This is a genomic window from Pseudooctadecabacter sp., assembly GCF_965657175.1.
Taxonomy (GTDB): domain Bacteria; phylum Pseudomonadota; class Alphaproteobacteria; order Rhodobacterales; family Rhodobacteraceae; genus Octadecabacter.
This window is the reverse complement of sequence record NZ_CBFHNH010000004.1, coordinates 114,467-132,431: the sequence shown is the minus strand read 5'-3', so window position 1 is coordinate 132,431 and position 17,965 is coordinate 114,467. Positions and strand designations below refer to the sequence as shown.

Genomic DNA, 17,965 nt, shown 5'->3' with positions numbered 1-17,965 from the left:
ATGGCTCCCATCCTCGAAATTAACAACCTGTTCAAAAGCTATGGGTCGGTTGAAATTCTCAAAGACATCAACGTGTCCATCGAACAGGGGGACTTTCTTGTTCTGGTTGGCCCTTCGGGTTGCGGCAAATCCACCTTGCTGAACTGCATCGCCGGGCTTGAGCCGATCACCGGCGGCACGCTGAGCATCGGCGGGCAGGACATGACCCATGTCAACCCCAAGGACCGCGACATTGCGATGGTGTTCCAGTCCTACGCTCTCTACCCGACGATGACGGTCGCCAAGAATATCACCTTCGGCATGAAGGTCCGGGGCGTCGATCAGGCAACGCAGGACGAAAAGCTCAAACAGGTAGCGGCCCAGTTGCAGATTGAACCCCTGCTCAACCGCAAACCCGGTCAGCTGTCGGGCGGCCAACGTCAGCGTGTCGCCATGGGCCGCGCCCTTGTGCGGGACCCCAAACTGTTCCTATTTGACGAACCGCTGTCTAACCTTGATGCCAAATTGCGCGTTGAAATGCGCACGGAGATCAAGGCCCTGCACCAGCGGCTTGGCGCATCCATGGTCTATGTGACCCACGACCAGATTGAGGCCATGACCTTGGCCACCAAGATTGTTGTGATGAAAGGCGGCGTGATCCAGCAGATCGGCACCCCGTCCGAAATCTACAATCACCCGGCCAATCTGTTTGTGGCAGATTTCATGGGCAGCCCGGCGATGAACCTGATCCCCGTCAAGACCAAAGCAAACGGAAAAGGCACGGAAGTCGAAATCGCCCGCGCGAACGGTGCTCCGATCACTTTGATCGACACTAAGAACAAGGACCTGCCCGAAAACGTGATCCTTGGGGTGCGTCCCGAAGACATCGGGGATGCCAATTTGCATGCCGGTGGCGGGCGTCAGATCGCAGATTGCATGATTGATATCGTGGAACCTGCGGGGGCTGATACCTTCGCGGTTCTGCAACTGGGCGGCAAACACATCACCGCACGTCTGCATGCGGAGACGGGCGCTGTGGCAGGCCAACACCTGAACCTCGCGTTTGATCTGGGCAAGGTGTCCTATTTTGCCCCCGATACCGGCGAGCGTTTGAACTAAGCCATGCGGTTGGTTGCGGATATCGGCGGGACAAACGCACGTATCGGGTTGTCGCTGGATGGGGTGATCGACGCAGGCTCCGTCCAGCGGTTTGCCAACGACGATTGGGACCGTCTCGACGATATGCTGCGCAGCTACTGTCAGGCCCGTCCGCACGTAGACATCCACGACATGGTTGTTGCGGTCGCAGGCCCCGTGCAGGCGGGGTCCGCGAAACTGACCAACCGGAACTGGCAAATCAACGCCACGGGATTGATGGACCAGTTTTCGTGCAAACAGGTTCATCTGCTCAACGATCTGACGGCATTGGGCCACGCGGTGCCGTCCTTTGATCCCCGCCAGATGGTCCAGATTTGCGGGGACCCCGCGCCCACCGCCGCCCTGCGACGTGCGCTTGTTGTGGGCATCGGTACGGGGTTCAACATCAGTCAGGTCATCACCACGAAATCGGTTACGATCTGCCCCCCTGCTGAGGCTGGGCATGTCTCAATGCCAGTGGCAATCGCATCAAGGCTGCGCGCGTTCGGATGCGATCCCGCGACTTTTCCGACGGTTGAAACACTGTTTTCTGGACGTGGCTTCACCGCATTTTGCCGCCAAATGACCGGATCAGCCGACATCACCGGCGCGGACGCGATTGATGCCTACACTGACGGAGCAAACGCCACCCAAGCGGTTGACGCCTTTGCCACGCTTATGGGGTATCTGCTGCGTGATTTGTCACTGACCTATATGCCGTCTCACGGGATTTTTCTGGCGGGAAGCGTTGCACGGGCCGTGGCCAGTACCGCGCCGGCCCCTTTGATCGACGTGCTGCAAAGCCCGTGTTCGTTTCGAACGCAAGACAAGCCGTCCATCTACATCGCCCAAGACGACGGCGCAGCTTTATCGGGCTGCGCGAACTTCACAATATAAACCGGCCCCAGCCGCCTGCGGGCAACAAGAGGCCGGACCCGCATATCATCCGCCCCTGCAAAAGACCGCAACGCAGGGTTTCGGGTGGTGCTATGGCCCCTCTGGCGGTGATGCAAAATGATCGGCACGGCGAGGTCCTTTTCATCACCACGATGGCAAGTCAGTAAGGCTTCGATCACCGCGCGATCGTTCCCAGAAAGCAAGAGTACAGACCTTGTAATCAAGTGGGGCGAGCAGACGGCTGTTACCCGCATGTCGGACCGTTCCGTGTCCTTTACGACCGATACATGTCAGCCATTTCCGGCAAGCCTAGCCAATTGTCTGGCGGCATGCGCCAGCGTGTGTCGATTGCCCGTGCCTTTGCCAATGAACCCAAGTTGTTGTTGCTGGATGAGCCCTTCGGCGCGCTGGACGCGCTGACCCGCGGCACAATTCAGGAAGAGCTTCTGAAAGTCTGGAGCGGCACCAACCAAACGGTCTTCATGATCACCCATGACATCGACGAGGCGATCCTGCAGGCGGATCGCATATTGTTGATGACAAACGGGCCGCTGGCCCGTGTCGCCGAAAGCGTTGAGATTACGATCCCGCGTCCGCGTGTGCGCAGCGATATTGTGGAACACCCCAACTATTACGCGATCCGCAATCATCTGGTGCAGTTCCTTGGCAAACGTTCCGCCGAACTGGCTGGTCAGGAAAGCGCGCCGGGTGAGACGCACTCGCCGGACACCGTACGCATCGACAAAACGTCAGATGCGACGGATGGGCAGCCTTTGTTGCAGGCGGTCACGACATGACTGATATGCCGCCGCGTGCGCCCGTCCCGCCGTTCAGCTTTGAAGATCCTGTCCCAAAAGTGCGCATGGCCGAAAACGCCTGGAACGGGCGTGATCCTGCAAAGGTCGCGATGGCCTCCACGCCTGACACGCGATGGCGCAACCGGTCCGAATTCTTGCTCGGGCGCGCCGAAGTGGAGGCGTTTCTGACCCGCAAATGGGCCACCGAGAACGGCTATCGCCTGATCAAGGAAATCTGGGCCCATAGCGACGCCAAGATCGCTGTGCGGTTTTGCTACGAATACCACGATGCCGATGGGCAGCGGTTTCGTGCCCATGGCAACGAAAACTGGGCTTTCGACACGCTTGGTTACATGGCGCAGCGGCACGCCTCAATCAACGATGTGCCGATCGCCGACAGCGAACGCCTGTTCCACTGGGATGCGCCCGGACCCCGCCCCGATGACCACCCCGGGCCAACTGAATTAGGACTGTGAAGAGAAGGACCAACCTATGACTGAGATGACCAAAGAAGACGTCAGCGCCATGATCCTGTCGGCCAAAAAGCAGGCTGGCCTGACGAGGGAACAGATTGCCGAAAAGATCGACATGTCCCCGATCTGGACGCATTCAGCAGCCATGGGCATGAATGCCTTTCCTGCCGATAAAGCCGCTTTGATGGTCCAGACCATGGGCCTGCCGCAAGAAGTCGAAAGCGTGCTGGCCGAAAGCCCGACCAAGATCTGGGAACAGGCGGTGCCAACGGACCCTTGCATCTACCGGTTTTATGAAATCGTTGGCGTCTATGGCCCCACTCTCAAGGCGATCATTCAGGAAAAATTCGGTGATGGGATCATGTCTGCAATTGATTTCGACATGTCGGTCACTCGCGTTGAACATCCAAAAGGTGACCGCGTGAAGGTTGAGATGTCGGGCAAGTTCTTGGGCGACAACAGCTGGTAGGATCGCAATAAGGTCGCCCTCACGGGCGGCCTGCAGGGTGTAACGGCCAGCCTTGTCCAAGATTTCGGAAATTCAAAACAATGATGCCAGATGCGCCGCGGCATGAACGCCATCCACCAGTTTGGTCGGCACGTCATCCGCATCGTCTACAAAATGCACCCTACCGGCACAGCCCAAGACGACGCAGTCGATATCATCTTCGCGCAACGCTGGGCGGATTCCGTCCACAACCTGCCGCATTGCCGTGTCACGATCGTCTTCAAGGGCATGAACCGGGACACCGCTTGCCCTGACACGAACAAGGTTCGTGTTCGGCCCATAGGCGCGAATATTCTTCGCCAGAATAGGGAAAGAGACCGCCAAAGTGGTGACGACCGAAAACTGCCCTCCATAAAGCAACGCGACGCGGTACGCGGGCTGGCCAATGTCCAAAACCGGACAAATCGCCAATTCACGGGCCGCCATCAGCCCCGTGTCGTCAAAGCAGCCGATGATGATCGCCTTGGCGCCCGCTTTACCCGCCTTTTTGACCAATTCAAGCAGGGGCGGGATTGCTGCATCGCCGTCCTGTTTCCCTTGTATCGAAGAAGACAGTGGTGAGCGTCCCCAGGGCAAAGAAAACGGGCGACGTCACACTCGTCGTCATCCCGAAAATCTCCAGCGGGGGGTGTTGAAGTGGCCCGCCGTCAGCAAGGTCCGCGCACATTCATCATAGCGAAGCGTGAAGCCGAACAAGGCGACACCAATCAGGGACAGCGCGATGATCGGCAGCACCACACGGCGCAGGGTTTGCCATGGGGTCGCGCCCAGATCGCGCGCGGCGTCTTCATAGCGTTTGTCAAACCTGTTGAAGACCGCAAACAGGATCAGTAAGCCGAAGGGCAGCGCCCAGGTCAGTTGTGCCCTGAAATTGGGGGGGGACCAATGCACACCCAACCCCGATTGCGGAAATTTGCGCCGAACCCGATGACGTAGTGCCCCCCTGACAACGGATCCGGCAGACGATCGGCCTGCGCTATCAGGTCAACAGGCGCGAGCATTTCGCGCGCCTCGCGATGGCGCGTGGCGGTGTCGACACCTTTCATTTTCAGGCTGAAGGCCACGTTATCGAAGAACCTGAGATGGGCAAATAGGGCGTCGTTCTGAAACATCATCGCCGTGCCCCGCTGTGCGGCGGGCAAATGGGAAATATCACGCCCCGCCAGACCAAAAGATCCGTCGCTGACGCTTTCATGACCAGCAATCATCCGCAGGGTCGAAGATTTGCCGCAACCGGATGGACCCAGCCGGCACGTATAGCTGTCGGATTTGAGTGGGAAGTTCATCGCGTCAACCGCAACCGTTGCACCGTGACGCTTGGTTACTGACACCAATTCCAGATCTTGATTGCTCAAGCGCTTTGGCGGTCCGGTGACACAGTCTTTCTGCGTCAGGGTAATCGCCAATTTACACCAATCAGTGGGTCCAAGCACCCCGACGGTTGGTGGCGAAGTTTTCACCGTAGCCACCGTTGCGGATGTTTGCGCCGCGCTTTTTGGGGTCCTGAACGACGGCCTCAATGCCATTGGCCGATGCATAATCCACCGCAGCTTCTTTGCTGTCGAAGGTCATTTTGACCTGCGTTTGCGTGTCGCTGGACGACGTCCAGCCCATCAAAGGATCAACCTCACGCGCGGTGGTTTGTGCAAACTCCAGCACCCAAACCCTCGTCTTGGCCGTCCCTGAGGACATTGCGGTCTTGGCTGGCTGATAGATACGTGCGCGCATTTCGGTCTCCCTTGGCTGGGGCCTATATCGACAATCTTGGGGCCTGTTGCAAGAGGACCGGTATCGTCTTTGCCTGCGTCAAATACTCAACACATCCCCACCAAAAGACGACTGCAACGCACTGGCGCTTGCCAGATTAACCCGAGAGAGAGACACTTGTGGAAAAACACAACAAAATCGAGCAGGCAAAACATGAAAGACTTCGTCGACTTTTCCCCCGAGACCACCCCGCCACAGGCAAAAAAACCCGGTCAGCCTGAACCCATCCCTTTTAAGGTTCATCGCAAACGTATGCGCGATCTGCTGTTGCAGGCTGACATCGGCCCGACACTTGATGACGATATCCCCGAAAGCCTTCTGACCGATTACGAACTGGACGAAGACGGCCTCGCGCGGAACGAAAAACTTCAGCAAAAATACATCAAGCGTGCGCGCAACATCAAACGGTCTTGGCACCGGACCCGTATCTATATGCCTGAACTGATGGCAAAGAATGTCAAACCTATGGACGTTCTTGAACTGTCCACCGCGCATGGTGGCATGTTGGAGGTGGCGCGTCACTTCGGGCACAATGTCATGGGCACCGACTACCCCAACTTCATCTTTTCCCAAGGCAAATCCGGCTACAAACGTCTGGGCAAAGAGACCGAAGCGCCCATGCGTGCCCTCAACGACGATACCTTTTCGCGCACAACGGACGACTACGGGATCGAGATCAGCGATAACGTCCAATACGATTGGCCCTACCGCTACATCTGTGAAAGCGTCGATTTGCCTATGAACGTCTTTGACGGCGGCAAGACGCCCTATCCGTTTGACGACAAAAGCTATGACGTCCTGATGTGTTTTCAGGCCATCGAACATTACTGCCATCCCGACCACTGGATGGATATCGTCGATGAAATGTGCCGGATCACACGCAAATCTGTGTTCATCCTCCTGAATCAGGCGCATCCCAAATACAAAATCCAGCCCGGCTATCTGGCAAGTTTTGAAAAGGCCCGCAGGGAGCTGGCCGAATACAACGCCAATGGTTTCACCTGTATGGCAACCTTTCTGCGCGACCGCGAAGTGCTGGGCTTCAAACTGATCGCCACTTAAGCCAACTGGCGCGGGTCAAGGCTGCTGACAGAACCCTGTCAGCAGCCCCCCTTGATCCATACGGTACAAAGGTCACATAGAGGGGCTCAAGGAGGCCCCATGCCCTACGCCCAGACCGACAAATCCGACGCCCCTACATATCTTGCCAATCCGGCCGAGGACGTGCGCACCCGCGAAAAGATGGAAGGCGGCCGTGCCTTCGTGCTCGACACAGAATTTGAACCCGCAGGCGACCAGCCCACAGCCATCAAAGAGCTGTCCGCAGGCGTGCTGAGCGGTGAACAGGACCAGGTTTTGTTGGGGGCCACGGGCACGGGTAAGACCTTTACCATGGCCAAGATCATCGAAGAAACCCAGCGGCCTGCCATCATCCTTGCGCCCAACAAGACACTGGCCGCCCAGCTTTATGGTGAATTTAAGGGCTTCTTTCCTGACAACGCCGTCGAATACTTCGTCAGCTACTATGACTACTACCAGCCCGAAGCTTACGTGGCGCGGTCGGACACCTACATCGAAAAAGAAAGCCAGATCAACGAACAGATCGACCGGATGCGTCACTCCGCGACACGGGCGCTGTTGGAACGCGACGATGTGATCATCGTGGCGTCGGTGTCGTGTATTTACGGTATCGGGTCGGTGGAAACCTACGGCGCCATGACCCAAGACATCCACGCGGGCAATGACTACGACCAGCGCCAGATCATCGCCGATCTGATTGCACAGCAGTACCGCCGCAACGACCACGCTTTTCAGCGCGGCACTTTCCGTGTGCGCGGGGACAGCCTTGAGGTCTGGCCCGCCCACTTGGATGACCGCGCGTGGAGGCTGTCGTTTTTCGGGGAAGAGCTTGAAACCATTACCGAATTTGACCCCCTGACGGGTGAAAAAGTGCGCACGATGGACAAGGTCCGCATCTATGCGAATTCCCACTACGTGACGCCAAAACCCACGATGCAGCAGGCCGTCATCGGAATCAAAAAAGAACTGCGGATGCGGCTGGATCAACTGGTGAACGAAGGCAAATTGCTTGAAGCACAACGTCTGGAACAGCGCACGAATTTCGACCTTGAGATGTTGGAAGCGACAGGCGTCTGCAACGGGATTGAAAACTATTCGCGTTATCTGACAGGGCGCGCACCGGGTGAACCGCCCCCCACCCTGTTCGAATTCATCCCCGACCACGCCATTGTTTTCGCAGATGAATCCCACGTTTCCGTGCCGCAGATCGGCGGCATGTACAAAGGCGACTACCGACGCAAGTTCACCCTGGCCGAACACGGGTTCCGCCTGCCCAGTTGTATGGACAACCGCCCCCTCAAGTTTGAGGAATGGGACGCAATGCGTCCCCAATCGGTCTTTGTGTCTGCCACCCCCGCCGCATGGGAATTGGATCAAACCGGTGGCGTCTTCACCGAACAGATCATCCGCCCCACCGGTCTTCTGGATCCGGTCATCGAAATCCGCCCTGTGGAAACGCAGGTCGATGACGTGATGGATGAAATCCGCAAAGTGTCCCAAGACGGCTTCCGCACCTTGGTCACCACGTTGACCAAACGCATGGCCGAGGATCTGACGGAATATCTGCACGAAAACGGCATCCGCGTGCGCTACATGCACTCGGACATCGACACCATCGAACGCATCGAAATCCTGCGCGATTTGCGGCTGGGCGCGTTCGATGTGCTGATCGGCATCAACCTTTTACGCGAAGGATTGGACATCCCCGAATGTGGGCTGGTGGCCATCCTGGACGCCGATAAAGAAGGCTTCTTGCGGTCTGAAACCTCGCTCATTCAAACCATCGGACGCGCTGCGCGAAATGCCGAAGGTCGCGTGATCATGTACGCCGACAAGGTGACCGGATCCATGGAACGGGCCATGGGCGAAACCGAACGCCGCCGCGCCAAACAGATCTCCTACAACGAAGAACACGGCATCACCCCGGCGACGGTCAAAAAGAACGTCGAGGATATTTTGGCGGGCCTTTACAAAGGCGACGTCGACATGAACCGCGTTACGGCCCAAGTCGAAAAGCCCGGCGCCAATATGCAAACCGTCCTCGAAGGGTTGCGCAATGACATGCGCAAGGCCGCCGAAAACCTCGAATTCGAAGAGGCCGCGCGCCTGCGAGATGAGGTCAAGCGCCTTGAAACCGTGGATCTGGTGGTCAGCGACGATCCCTTGGCGCGGCAACAGGCCGTGGACAAAGCGGTCTCAGAAGCGAATAAAATGACCGGCCGGTCCACCGCAGGGCGCCCCGGACAAAGGGGTGGCGTCAAACCACGCAAAAAGCGGGGCGGGTAAACGCAAATACAACTTGCGTGTATGTGGAAGCGACCTGTACCTACTCAGAATGATCCAAATAAAAACTATATCTTTTGTTTTGGTTGCATTTTTTTCAGGTGCCGCATTTGGTCTTTCAAAAAATGTGAATTCAATTACTGAATTTTTATCAGCAAATACCCTTAGTGGACTGACAGCGTGCTTGGAACGAAGCTACTCGGGCTTTTCACCGATAGAAGCGAGGACAATATGTGCGTCGAAACATGCTATTGATTTGTCCCGACAGACCTATCCTGAGGGGCAAGGCGCCCCTATGTCTCGCGGTGTGGAAGGCGTGTTTTTTAGCGGCAAAATCAAAAATACGCACAGCGACTATCTCATTACATTCTTGCAACTTGAGGTCATCGTATTCGGTGAAGAGGGCAACGAACAAACGCTTACGGCACATGGCAATGTCTGGGCAGCCCCCTTCGATGAGATCGAGGTCGACTTCAGGTTTTCGCAAATTGTTGAGCCAGAAATAATTGATGTTGAATGGTGCGATCGTGACACGGCGCATGATGAGAGACGCTCATGCAAATCTTGGGATGTAGTCCACGTTGCCGGTGTCCCAATTTAAGTCGTTGCCTCGCCAATCGGAGGCAGAGGCGAATTACTCATAAGCTGGGTGAACTTAGGCATTATCAAATCCGTTTGATCCTTTCCGGTACGAAAACCAATCAAAGGACAAATGCGGAAAATGTCATCCGCCTGTGCTTTCCGTCAGCTTCGCGGCAAATAATTCGTGGAACATTCCACCCCCCATGCTGGTTCTTTCCCCAGACATCCACAAACTGGAGAGAGAAAATGGAATATGGAATTCTGGGTCTTCTGATCCTGATCGCAAACATCTACGCTATCGTTCAAGTCATCGGGTCCGGTGCGTCGACAGGGGGCAAAGTCCTTTGGACTCTGCTGATCCTGATCCTGCCCGTCGTTGGCTTGATTATCTGGTTCTTTGCAGGTCCACGCGGGTCAGCCGCAGTGGCCTAAATACGCCGCAAACGTGACGCAGACAGCCCCGCCGAAATCACGCGGGGCTGTCGCAAAATTAGTCAACCGCGCCGTCGGCCTCTGCCCAATCGCGAAAACCACCGGCGTTTCTGACATCGGCCAGACCCGCCTCGCGCAATAGGCCTCCAGCGGTAGCAGCCCGCGCTCCGGCGGCACAATAAACGACAACGGTTTGCGCGCCCGCGACCTCATCTACTCGCGCGGCGACCTCACCAAGGGGGATCGCTACAGCCCCCGCAATCTTGCCCGCCGCGACCTCTGCTGGTTCGCGCACGTCAAGAAACACAACGCCATCGCGACCGTGCAGGTCTTGCGCCTCTTCGTACGAAATCCGGGGAATAGCATCTGCATTGGGGTGGGGCATGACAGGTCTCCTTTGGCACAACACTAGCCAAAACCAACCAAGCTGCTACATCAACTTCATGCGCATCGCTTTGATCATGTCCTGTCTGCCGCTTCCCGCCCTCGCGTGGGAATTTTCGCCCGATCCGATTTGCACGTTGACCCATCAGGCGGACACGGCTGAAATCGCCATCACATATGATGTGACCCTGCCCGAATATGCGCTGTTCATCACCCTGAGGTCTGGCGAATGGGACGACGCGCCGTCGTTTGAAATCACGTTTCAGGGTGGCATCCCCGTCACCATCGGCACAACCCGCCACGCGCTAAGTGGCGACAGCGCCACCCTATCGGTCCGTGATCGCGGCTTTGACAATGTTCTGGACGGGATCGAATTCAACACGGCCCTTGCCGCAGGGACAGGCGCGCAATTCATCACCGCTGATACCTCGAACGCCGCTGCCGCTGTTCAAGCCTTCAGAAATTGTCCTGCGGACGCCCCCGCTTTGTCGTAGCGCGATGACCAACCCGATCCGCCCCACAGATGACGACGCCCGCGCCCTTGCAATGCAGCTGCTACGTGAGGCACGCCATGGCGCATTGGGCGTCATCGACCCGACCTTGGGCGGCCCCTTGGTGACCCGCGTGGCCTGTGCCTGGATCGGCGACGCGCTGCACCTTTTGGTGTCCGACCTATCGGCACATACGGCGGCCCTCACTGCTGATCCAAACTGTTCGATCTTGATTGCGGGACCGGACGCCAAAGGCGACCCCCTGACCCACCCGCGTCTGACGCTTCAGTGCACAGCACAAATGGCGGACAAAGCGCAGTTGCGGGGCGCGTGGCTGATGTCACACCCAAAATCAAAGCTCTATATCGACTTCACTGATTTTCGGATGATGAGGTTGGTCCCGAAAATCGCAAATTTGAACGGTGGGTTTGGCAAGGCCTATCAATTGACCACCGATGACCTAAAACACGAAGGGGACGCATAAAGCGCCCCCAGTGTTGATATGATCCAATAGGGATTTTAGTCCGCTGGATTATCCATCCGAACCGAAAACCGCACCTGCCCACGCACCGGCTCGGGCCAGACCACATAGAACTGCGTGTCGTCGGCACCTTGTTCCTGTGAGGTGTAGGGATTGGCAAAAACCACCGAATTGGCTGCATTCCGAACCGCATAGACAGGCACCACCTGATCAATGACACGGGCCTCACCGCCAAATGGCAAGTAACCTGCGGTATCAACAACCCAAGTTTCATCTTCCGTGCTTTGAACATGCACGTCGATGTAGGGGTTGCGGGTCTGCTGTTCGATCCCGTGGAAAGAATTGCCCGTGAACGTCACATTGCGCGCGCGGTCGTTGTTGAGCGTCGCAAAGGTCGTATCCACGTGTTCAACCCGTTCGATATCAACACCAAACGTCCGGAAAATGTTGCCCTGAACATTCAGGCCATTGATGTAGTGACCCGGCCCATAGGGCTTGATCACGATCCAACGGAAGGCTGGCGTTGCATCGATACACATGAAGATATTGTTGGTGATCGACAGGCCGCTGAAGGAATAGCCCGACACATCCGGCGTTGCGTCATGTTCGTTGGTCCACTCGACAAAGTTGTTGTCGATGTAGTTGCCCGTCACCGTCGTGATGGGGCTTGGGTTCGTCAGAACCAACCCGCCCAAACGCACGCCCGCGGCCTCGTCATCACCATTGAACCAGTGGTTGCCTGAAATGATGTTGCCCGACCCGTTCAGAATACCGAAGTGGCGGAAATGGGCCGCACGGTTGTTGCGGATTTTCACGTCATTCTTGTTGGTATTGAAACACAGCGACTTGCGGTTCTGTGACGGGATGTTGCTTTCGTCGGATTCAAAGTTGCACCGGTCGATCATCATGCCCTGACAGGCGGACCCATGGGACGTCACCGCACGGTCCTTGGGCTTGTTGAACCAACAGTCACGGAACTGCAGGATCAGGCCACGTTCAGGCAGCAGCATCGCGCTGGCAATCCCGTTGCAGCGAAATTCAAGATGGTCGAAAATCATGTCCGACACTTTGTCGAAGCCGCTGAAATCAAGAATGTATTTGAAACGCGTAAAGGTGAAGGTCTGCGTGCCCTGCGCATCGAACAACTGATTGCTGAGCGTGATCCGTCCGCCCGAGACATCGACCTTCGTGACGTAGATTTCACGGCCCACGCCATTGCCTGTCACCAGTGATCCGGGCTGGATCGCCGAAATATTCGCGACGTTTGTCAAAACCAGAGGGTCACCATTGGCATAAGTCGCTTGGGCCACGACCACATCATCCTCCCACGCGGCCCCGCCCGTGGCCTCCAGCTGACCATTTCGAATGGCGCGGCGTGTGGCAAATTCCGTCCGGTTGTTCACAGCGGCCTGCATGTCGATAGGTGCAGTGACAGAGATCCGGCGCCCCCCCAGATCAAGAGATTCATGATCCGAAAAATTCAACAACGCCTGAAACGCTTTTTTGAATGCCGTCTCTTCGTTGCCGAAGGCATCAGCATAGGTCTCAAAGTTAAAATTCTTCTGGAAAATCAGGCGATGCTCCTCGCCCATGACGACCGTGCCTTCAAACCGGACCTGACTTTGGAAGGTCACGTGATCGCCCAGAAAATAGGTGCCCGCTGTGATGACGACCTCACGCCCACCCGCATCGCGGTCGGCGGCCTCAAAGGCTGCAGCATCGTCGGTGACCCCGTCGCCCACCGCGCCGTAGTCACGCACATCCACGATCCCCAGCATGTCACGCAGGAAGGCACCGGTGATGTCCTCAACCTCTATATCGTCGATCCGCACAACGGCGCCGTTGGGGCCTGTCAGATCAAGGCCGATATGGCCGTAATTCGCATCGGCCCAGACCATGTCCACCCCGTTGCGCTGGCCCGTGCCAATGATAGCGGAAACTTCAAACACCTCGCCATAGGCGGTCAACGATACCGACGGTCCGGTCGTCGTCACGCCCGTCAAAGCGGCGCCCCCCGCCTGCCCTGGCCAACCCGCGATCCGCACATCCGGCAGCGCGCCAGACAGACATTTGACACGTGCCGTGACGCGCAAATAGCAGCCGGGCAAAATCGTCGTCTCGCCCATGTACCGCAGCTTCGTCACGCTGCTGGATTTGACGATCTCCAAAGCCCCGGCAAAGTCTTGATCGGCGGGCACAAACGCCCCGCCCCCTGCGCCTGCGTAGGTGTCAGATCCGGGCGTTCCATCGCCGCTTGACCAGACATCCAGACCGTCGGCAAACGGTGGCGGCATCAGTTCCAGACCGTCGGTGATAACCTTGTTCATCGCAAAACCCCTCTTTGCCGGGGTCACGCCATGTGGCCCCCAAATCCCCGGCCGCACGTAGTGCTGACCTTCAGCGGTAAGGGGTAGTCGGGCGAAGTAAACGAGGTCTGAGGCCACCGTGACGGTGCCCCCGCGGCCTGCGCAACGTTTAGGACATCATCTCTGGCGCGGGAATGACCTGCACACCATTGATCTGCCAGCCATCTGGCGTCTCAATCATTTGATAATCAAGGATATAGAACAAACCATCCGGCCCTTGGATTTGCACCTCTTGGCGCATCACACGGCCCATGTCTTCGCGGTCCAAGAACCGCACAGCGGAATTGTCCCAGACCATCGGATAGCCATTGCGCACCATCATGCCAAAGTTGTCGGCGGTGCCGAACATGCCCTTGATCATCGGGCTGGCATGTTGCCAGGCCTCTGCCACATCGCGGTCATTGAACGCCTGCAACTGGGACGTAATCACGTCCTCAATGGCATCCTCTTGGGCCGTGGCCGCAAACGGTGCCAGCACCAGCCCGAGCGCAAAAACAAAAGCCTTCATATCGTGATCCTCCGCGTATCCATCATCACAGATACGCGTCAGACCTTCATATGGTTTCAATTCGTCGCGTTAGGCCAGTTCACCGCGCGCCCCGGCTTCGATCAAGGCGATGCTTTCCTCTCGACCATAAAGCGCAATGAACCCGCCAAAACGCGGCCCCTGTTTTGCGCCCAACAGCACTTCATAAAGCGTGCTAAACCATGCGCGCAGCGGGTCAAACCCGTGCACTTTACCGACCGCAAACACGATGGACTGCAGGAACTCATCATCGCCCCAGTTGACCTCCGGCAAGGCCACGTCTTTGCCTTCCTTGGCGTTCTTTTCGGCGATGACCGCCAAGGCGGCCTCACCGGATTTCAACGCCTCTGCCAGTGCGTTCAGGGCGGTGACTTCATGGGCCTCAGGCGCGCGGAACTCCTTCGTGGGTTCCACAAAGTCCTTGTAGTATCGCACCGCATGGCCTGCCGCCGCATCTAGATCGGGGTTTGCCTCAGGCGACGCATCAGGCGCATAGCGCTGGATAAAACCCCACAATTTGTCCTTATCTTCCGCCTGACTGACGGAGGCGAGGTTCAACAGCATCGCAAAAGGCACCACCATCGTGGACATCGGAACATCAGCCCCATGGATATGGAACACCGGATTGTTGGCCTGCTGGGCCGCATCCTGTGCCGGATAGGCGCGCAGCTGTTGGTGGTATTCGTCCACCGCCTTGGGGATCACATCAAAATGCATCCGCTTGGCTGTCTTCGGCTTGAGGTACATGAAATAGGACAGCGATTCCGTGGACGCATAAGTCAGCCATTCATCAATGCTGACACCATTGCCCGACGTCTTAGATATCTTGTGGCCTTGGTCATCCAAAAACAGCTCATACGTAAAATGTTCGGGCTTCTTGCCGCCCAAAATCTCACAAATGCGGTCGTAGATCGGCGTGTTGGTGCTGTGGTCCTTGCCGTACATCTCAAAATCGACGCCCAGCGACGCCCAGCGGGCACCAAAATCCGGCTTCCATTGCAGCTTCACATTGCCGCCGGTCACCGGCACTGTCCATTCACGGCCCGTTTCATCATCGAAGGTCACGGTGCCTTCTTTGGCATCCACGTGCTTCATTGGCACATACATAATCCGTCCGCTCTCGGGATGCTTGGGCAGAAAGATCGAATAGGTCTCCCGCCGTTCCTCACGAAGCGACTTCAGCATCACGGCCATCACATCATCATAGCGTTCGGCAGCCCGCAGCAGGACCTCATCAAACTGGCCGGTTTCGTAGTACTCCTTGGCCGAAATAAACTCATACTCGAACCCAAAGGTATCCAAGAACCGCCGCAACATGGCGTTGTTGTGATGGCCAAAACTTTCGTATTTATCAAACGGGTCCGGCACATCCGTCAGCGGCAACTGCAGGTACTGCTGCAGCCGTTCGGGATTGGGTACATTGCCCGGCACTTTGCGCATCCCGTCCAAATCGTCGGAAAAACAGATCAACCGCGTGGGAATGTCTGAAATCACCTCAAACGCGCGGCGCACCATCGTGGTGCGCGAAACCTCACCGAATGTCCCGATGTGCGGCAGGCCGGACGGGCCATAGCCCGTCTCAAACAGCACATGGTCCTTGCCGGTCCGCTCCACCCGTTTCAACAGCTTGCGCGCCTCTTCAAAGGGCCAAGCCTTCGAGGTCATCGCAGCATCACGCAAAGCAGTCATCGGAACCATCCATTCTATATTCACTGCGCCCCTTTGGCACAGCCGCCGCAGCACCTATTGCAGTGCAGCATCCGCGTCAATAAATGGGTCATAACCGCCAAGGAGCAAGAGAATGTCCGACACCCCATCCATGACCGCCCAAGATGCGCTTTGCGCCGTCATGATCGCCGTTTCCGCCAGTGATGAGGAAATCCGGACAGCCGAATTGGTGAAAATCACCAATATCATCAACAATCTGCCCGTATTTGCGAACTATGACGCCGACCACGTCCCGACGATTTCGCAAACGGTGTTTGACCTGTTCAGCCAAGAAGACGGCCTTGATGCGCTGTTCGGCCTGATCCGCGACGCTCTGCCAGAACGTCTGCATGAAACCGCCTATGCGTTGGCGTGTGACGTGGCAGCCGCTGATGGCGACATCGCCCAGTCGGAACTGCGTATGCTGGAAGAAGTCCGCTATGAACTCACAATCGACCGTCTGCACGCCGCTGCGATCGAACGCGGTGCCCGTGCGCGTCACATGACGCTTTAATCAGTCAACCCCGCTTCTTCCAGTTCCGGCAATGCGGGCGTATTGCGATAAATCAGGCCCCAGCGTTGCAGCAAACGTTGCTGCAACCGCTTGGATCGTCTGTTCCACGCAATCGATCCCTCCGGCACTTCATCGCCTGTGGCTTTCCCTCGCGCGCGACGATCAAGGTTGGCAGTGAAGATCGTGAACACCAAATCTGTCCCGTCCGGCGTTTCAATATATCCCGACAGGGCGCTGACAAAGTTCAAGGTCCCCGTCTTGGCGCGCACCGTTATCGGATAATCCTCCAAGCGTCGATTGTCCGCATCGCGCATGGCAATCCGCCGCAAAATGGGCTTCAACGGCCCGTCCGCACCGACTTCAAGCTGAATTTTTGTCATCGCTTGCGCCGAAATCCGGTTCTCGTCGCTCAGGCCCGAATGATCTTTGAAGTCACATTCCACGCCATAGGTCTCCCCCAACCAGCGGGTCATCTCAGCCGCAGAGGCGACGATATCCATAGGTCGACCAGACTTGGCCTGCGTCGCCGCCAAGCCGCAGACCTCCGCCGTCAGATTGGTCGAAAACAGGAGCATTTCGTTCAGGATCGTCCGCAATGTCGGGCTTTCATGGCGTGCAATCTCAGCCCCGTCAGGCAGATCATCGACAACCTCGGGGCGGGGCAGATCGATCCCAATGTCACGCGCCAAGCTTTGGAACACATCGCCCGCATAAAGCGCCGGCTGGCGCACCGGCAACCACCGCGATCCGCCATTGCCCAGCGCGGACAGGGCAACCGTCCAGCGATCCGGCGCCGTGGTATCAAAGACCGGCGTGCGCCGATCCACCAGCGATACCCGCGCCATCGACACCGGCGGCACGCGGTCCTCTGTCCGTGCGTCCATTGTGGTCTGCCAAGACCCGTTCACCCGCCGCCATTCAAAATGGACGCGGTTGTAATTCAGGTTCAGACCAGACACCGCCGGATTGTAGCCTAGGTAGTCCAACTGGGACGGCTCGATCTCTTCGGCATAGGGCAGCGCACCGCGGTAACACAGAAAACGCCCCTCCACGCGCGTCACACCGGCTTCGGCCAGATCAGCGGCCAATTCGGCCAGATGATCTGCCGACAGGGTCGGGTCACCGCCCCCTGCCAAAATCAAATCACCACGCAAAATTCCGCCCTCAACGGGGCCAACCGCAAATAAACGCGTGATAAACCGATGCGCCCCACCCAGTGCCTCTAGTGCATAAAGGGCTGTGACAGATTTCGTGACGGAGGCTGGCGGGACAGGCACGTCGGCCTCTGTGCTTTCCAAAATCTCGCCGGTTTTCGCGTCCGCCAGAACACATCCCACCGTGCCACCAAGATCAGCCTCAGCAATCACCTCTTCGATGCTGGCGCGCACCCGCGGCGCGATCCGCGGGATCAGGCTGACGTCGGGTGCTGCCGCCTCCTGCGGGGTGCGGGCCAAGGGCCGCAAGGACGAAAGCGGTGCTTGTGCAGCGGCAAGGCTGGCCACACCGGACATAAGGCCACTCAAAACGGCACGACGGGATAAAACGCGAGACATAGTTAACC

19 protein-coding genes and 2 pseudogenes are annotated in these 17,965 nt (G+C 57.3%); 12 read left to right on the top strand and 9 right to left on the bottom strand.

The genetic code is table 11. The features are described 5' to 3' along the window. The 5 genes from ACTG36_RS05695 to cynS all read left to right on the top strand — a co-directional run bounded on the left by ACTG36_RS05695 (position 1) and on the right by cynS (position 3,752). A complete protein-coding gene (locus tag ACTG36_RS05695) occupies positions 1–1,098 on the top strand; it encodes an ABC transporter ATP-binding protein (RefSeq protein WP_375279815.1) in 1,098 nt (365 codons plus the stop codon). Between the two features lie 3 nt (positions 1,099–1,101). Beyond that, a complete protein-coding gene (locus ACTG36_RS05690; protein WP_375279814.1) occupies positions 1,102–2,013 on the top strand; it encodes a glucokinase in 912 nt (303 codons plus the stop codon). A gap of 287 nt (positions 2,014–2,300) precedes the next feature. Continuing rightward, positions 2,301–2,810, top strand: a complete 510-nt coding sequence (locus tag ACTG36_RS05685; RefSeq protein ID WP_375279813.1) for an ABC transporter ATP-binding protein — start codon at positions 2,301–2,303, stop codon at positions 2,808–2,810. Then, positions 2,807–3,286 carry a nuclear transport factor 2 family protein gene (locus ACTG36_RS05680; RefSeq protein ID WP_375279812.1) on the top strand — a complete coding sequence of 160 codons (480 nt, stop codon included), beginning with the start codon at positions 2,807–2,809 and terminating at the stop codon, positions 3,284–3,286. The genes ACTG36_RS05685 and ACTG36_RS05680 overlap by 4 nt, the downstream gene beginning before the upstream one ends. Before the next feature lie 16 nt (positions 3,287–3,302). Next, the gene (gene cynS / locus ACTG36_RS05675; protein WP_375279811.1) at positions 3,303–3,752 is read left to right on the top strand and encodes a cyanase; all 450 of its coding nucleotides are present in this window, start codon (positions 3,303–3,305) and stop codon (positions 3,750–3,752) included. A gap of 72 nt (positions 3,753–3,824) precedes the next feature. On the opposite strand, the gene ACTG36_RS05670 is transcribed toward cynS, so the two are convergent. The 4 genes and pseudogenes from ACTG36_RS05670 to ACTG36_RS05655 all read right to left on the bottom strand — a co-directional run bounded on the left by ACTG36_RS05670 (position 3,825) and on the right by ACTG36_RS05655 (position 5,519). Beyond that, complete coding sequence (locus ACTG36_RS05670; protein ID WP_375279810.1) at positions 3,825–4,286, bottom strand: aspartate/glutamate racemase family protein; 462 nt, start codon at positions 4,284–4,286, stop codon at positions 3,825–3,827. Between the two features lie 52 nt (positions 4,287–4,338). Beyond that, positions 4,339–4,703: pseudogene (locus tag ACTG36_RS05665) on the bottom strand (ABC transporter permease); the annotation flags it as partial. A gap of 26 nt (positions 4,704–4,729) precedes the next feature. Further along, a pseudogene (locus ACTG36_RS05660) lies at positions 4,730–5,146 on the bottom strand (ATP-binding cassette domain-containing protein); the annotation flags it as partial. A 61-nt stretch (positions 5,147–5,207) separates the two neighbouring features. Continuing rightward, the gene (locus ACTG36_RS05655) at positions 5,208–5,519 is read right to left on the bottom strand and encodes an ETC complex I subunit (protein WP_375279809.1); all 312 of its coding nucleotides are present in this window, start codon (positions 5,517–5,519) and stop codon (positions 5,208–5,210) included. 192 nt (positions 5,520–5,711) lie between these two features. Here ACTG36_RS05655 and ACTG36_RS05650 point away from each other — a divergent pair, with 192 nt between their 5' ends. The 4 genes from ACTG36_RS05650 to ACTG36_RS05635 all read left to right on the top strand — a co-directional run bounded on the left by ACTG36_RS05650 (position 5,712) and on the right by ACTG36_RS05635 (position 9,935). Continuing rightward, entirely contained in the window at positions 5,712–6,620 is a 909-nt protein-coding gene (locus tag ACTG36_RS05650) for a class I SAM-dependent methyltransferase (protein WP_375279808.1), read from the top strand. Between the two features lie 99 nt (positions 6,621–6,719). Then, complete coding sequence (gene uvrB / locus ACTG36_RS05645) at positions 6,720–8,924, top strand: excinuclease ABC subunit UvrB (protein WP_375279807.1); 2,205 nt, start codon at positions 6,720–6,722, stop codon at positions 8,922–8,924. Positions 8,925–8,973: 49 nt separating this feature from the next. Then, positions 8,974–9,522 carry a hypothetical protein gene (locus ACTG36_RS05640; protein ID WP_375279806.1) on the top strand — a complete coding sequence of 183 codons (549 nt, stop codon included), beginning with the start codon at positions 8,974–8,976 and terminating at the stop codon, positions 9,520–9,522. Between the two features lie 227 nt (positions 9,523–9,749). After that, entirely contained in the window at positions 9,750–9,935 is a 186-nt protein-coding gene (locus ACTG36_RS05635; RefSeq protein ID WP_439141669.1) for a PLDc N-terminal domain-containing protein, read from the top strand. A 58-nt stretch (positions 9,936–9,993) separates the two neighbouring features. Here the strand turns inward: ACTG36_RS05635 and ACTG36_RS05630 are convergent, their stop codons facing one another. Then, the gene (locus ACTG36_RS05630; protein WP_375279804.1) at positions 9,994–10,320 is read right to left on the bottom strand and encodes a rhodanese-like domain-containing protein; all 327 of its coding nucleotides are present in this window, start codon (positions 10,318–10,320) and stop codon (positions 9,994–9,996) included. Between ACTG36_RS05630 and ACTG36_RS05625 the strand changes: the two genes are divergently transcribed. Together ACTG36_RS05625 and ACTG36_RS05620 are read left to right on the top strand one after the other, a co-directional pair. Next, the gene (locus ACTG36_RS05625; protein WP_375279803.1) at positions 10,319–10,813 is read left to right on the top strand and encodes an excinuclease ABC subunit B; all 495 of its coding nucleotides are present in this window, start codon (positions 10,319–10,321) and stop codon (positions 10,811–10,813) included. The genes ACTG36_RS05630 and ACTG36_RS05625 overlap by 2 nt on opposite strands. Positions 10,814–10,817: 4 nt before the next feature. Next, the gene (locus ACTG36_RS05620; protein ID WP_375279802.1) at positions 10,818–11,294 is read left to right on the top strand and encodes a HugZ family protein; all 477 of its coding nucleotides are present in this window, start codon (positions 10,818–10,820) and stop codon (positions 11,292–11,294) included. Between the two features lie 35 nt (positions 11,295–11,329). On the opposite strand, the gene ACTG36_RS05615 is transcribed toward ACTG36_RS05620, so the two are convergent. From ACTG36_RS05615 to ACTG36_RS05605, 3 genes are all read right to left on the bottom strand, one after another. Beyond that, positions 11,330–13,618 carry a glycosyl hydrolase family 28-related protein gene (locus ACTG36_RS05615; RefSeq protein WP_375279801.1) on the bottom strand — a complete coding sequence of 763 codons (2,289 nt, stop codon included), beginning with the start codon at positions 13,616–13,618 and terminating at the stop codon, positions 11,330–11,332. Positions 13,619–13,766: 148 nt separating this feature from the next. Beyond that, positions 13,767–14,165 carry a DUF4864 domain-containing protein gene (locus tag ACTG36_RS05610; protein WP_375279800.1) on the bottom strand — a complete coding sequence of 133 codons (399 nt, stop codon included), beginning with the start codon at positions 14,163–14,165 and terminating at the stop codon, positions 13,767–13,769. 69 nt (positions 14,166–14,234) lie between these two features. Next, positions 14,235–15,872, bottom strand: a complete 1,638-nt coding sequence (locus ACTG36_RS05605) for a lysine--tRNA ligase (protein ID WP_375279799.1) — start codon at positions 15,870–15,872, stop codon at positions 14,235–14,237. A gap of 112 nt (positions 15,873–15,984) precedes the next feature. Here ACTG36_RS05605 and ACTG36_RS05600 point away from each other — a divergent pair, with 112 nt between their 5' ends. After that, on the top strand, positions 15,985–16,404 hold the full coding sequence (locus tag ACTG36_RS05600) for a tellurite resistance TerB family protein (RefSeq protein ID WP_296419403.1): 420 nt from the start codon (positions 15,985–15,987) through the stop codon (positions 16,402–16,404). Here the strand turns inward: ACTG36_RS05600 and dacB are convergent. After that, positions 16,401–17,957, bottom strand: a complete 1,557-nt coding sequence (gene dacB, locus ACTG36_RS05595) for a D-alanyl-D-alanine carboxypeptidase/D-alanyl-D-alanine endopeptidase (RefSeq protein WP_375279797.1) — start codon at positions 17,955–17,957, stop codon at positions 16,401–16,403. The genes ACTG36_RS05600 and dacB overlap by 4 nt on opposite strands. Between the last annotated feature and the right edge of the window lie 8 nt (positions 17,958–17,965).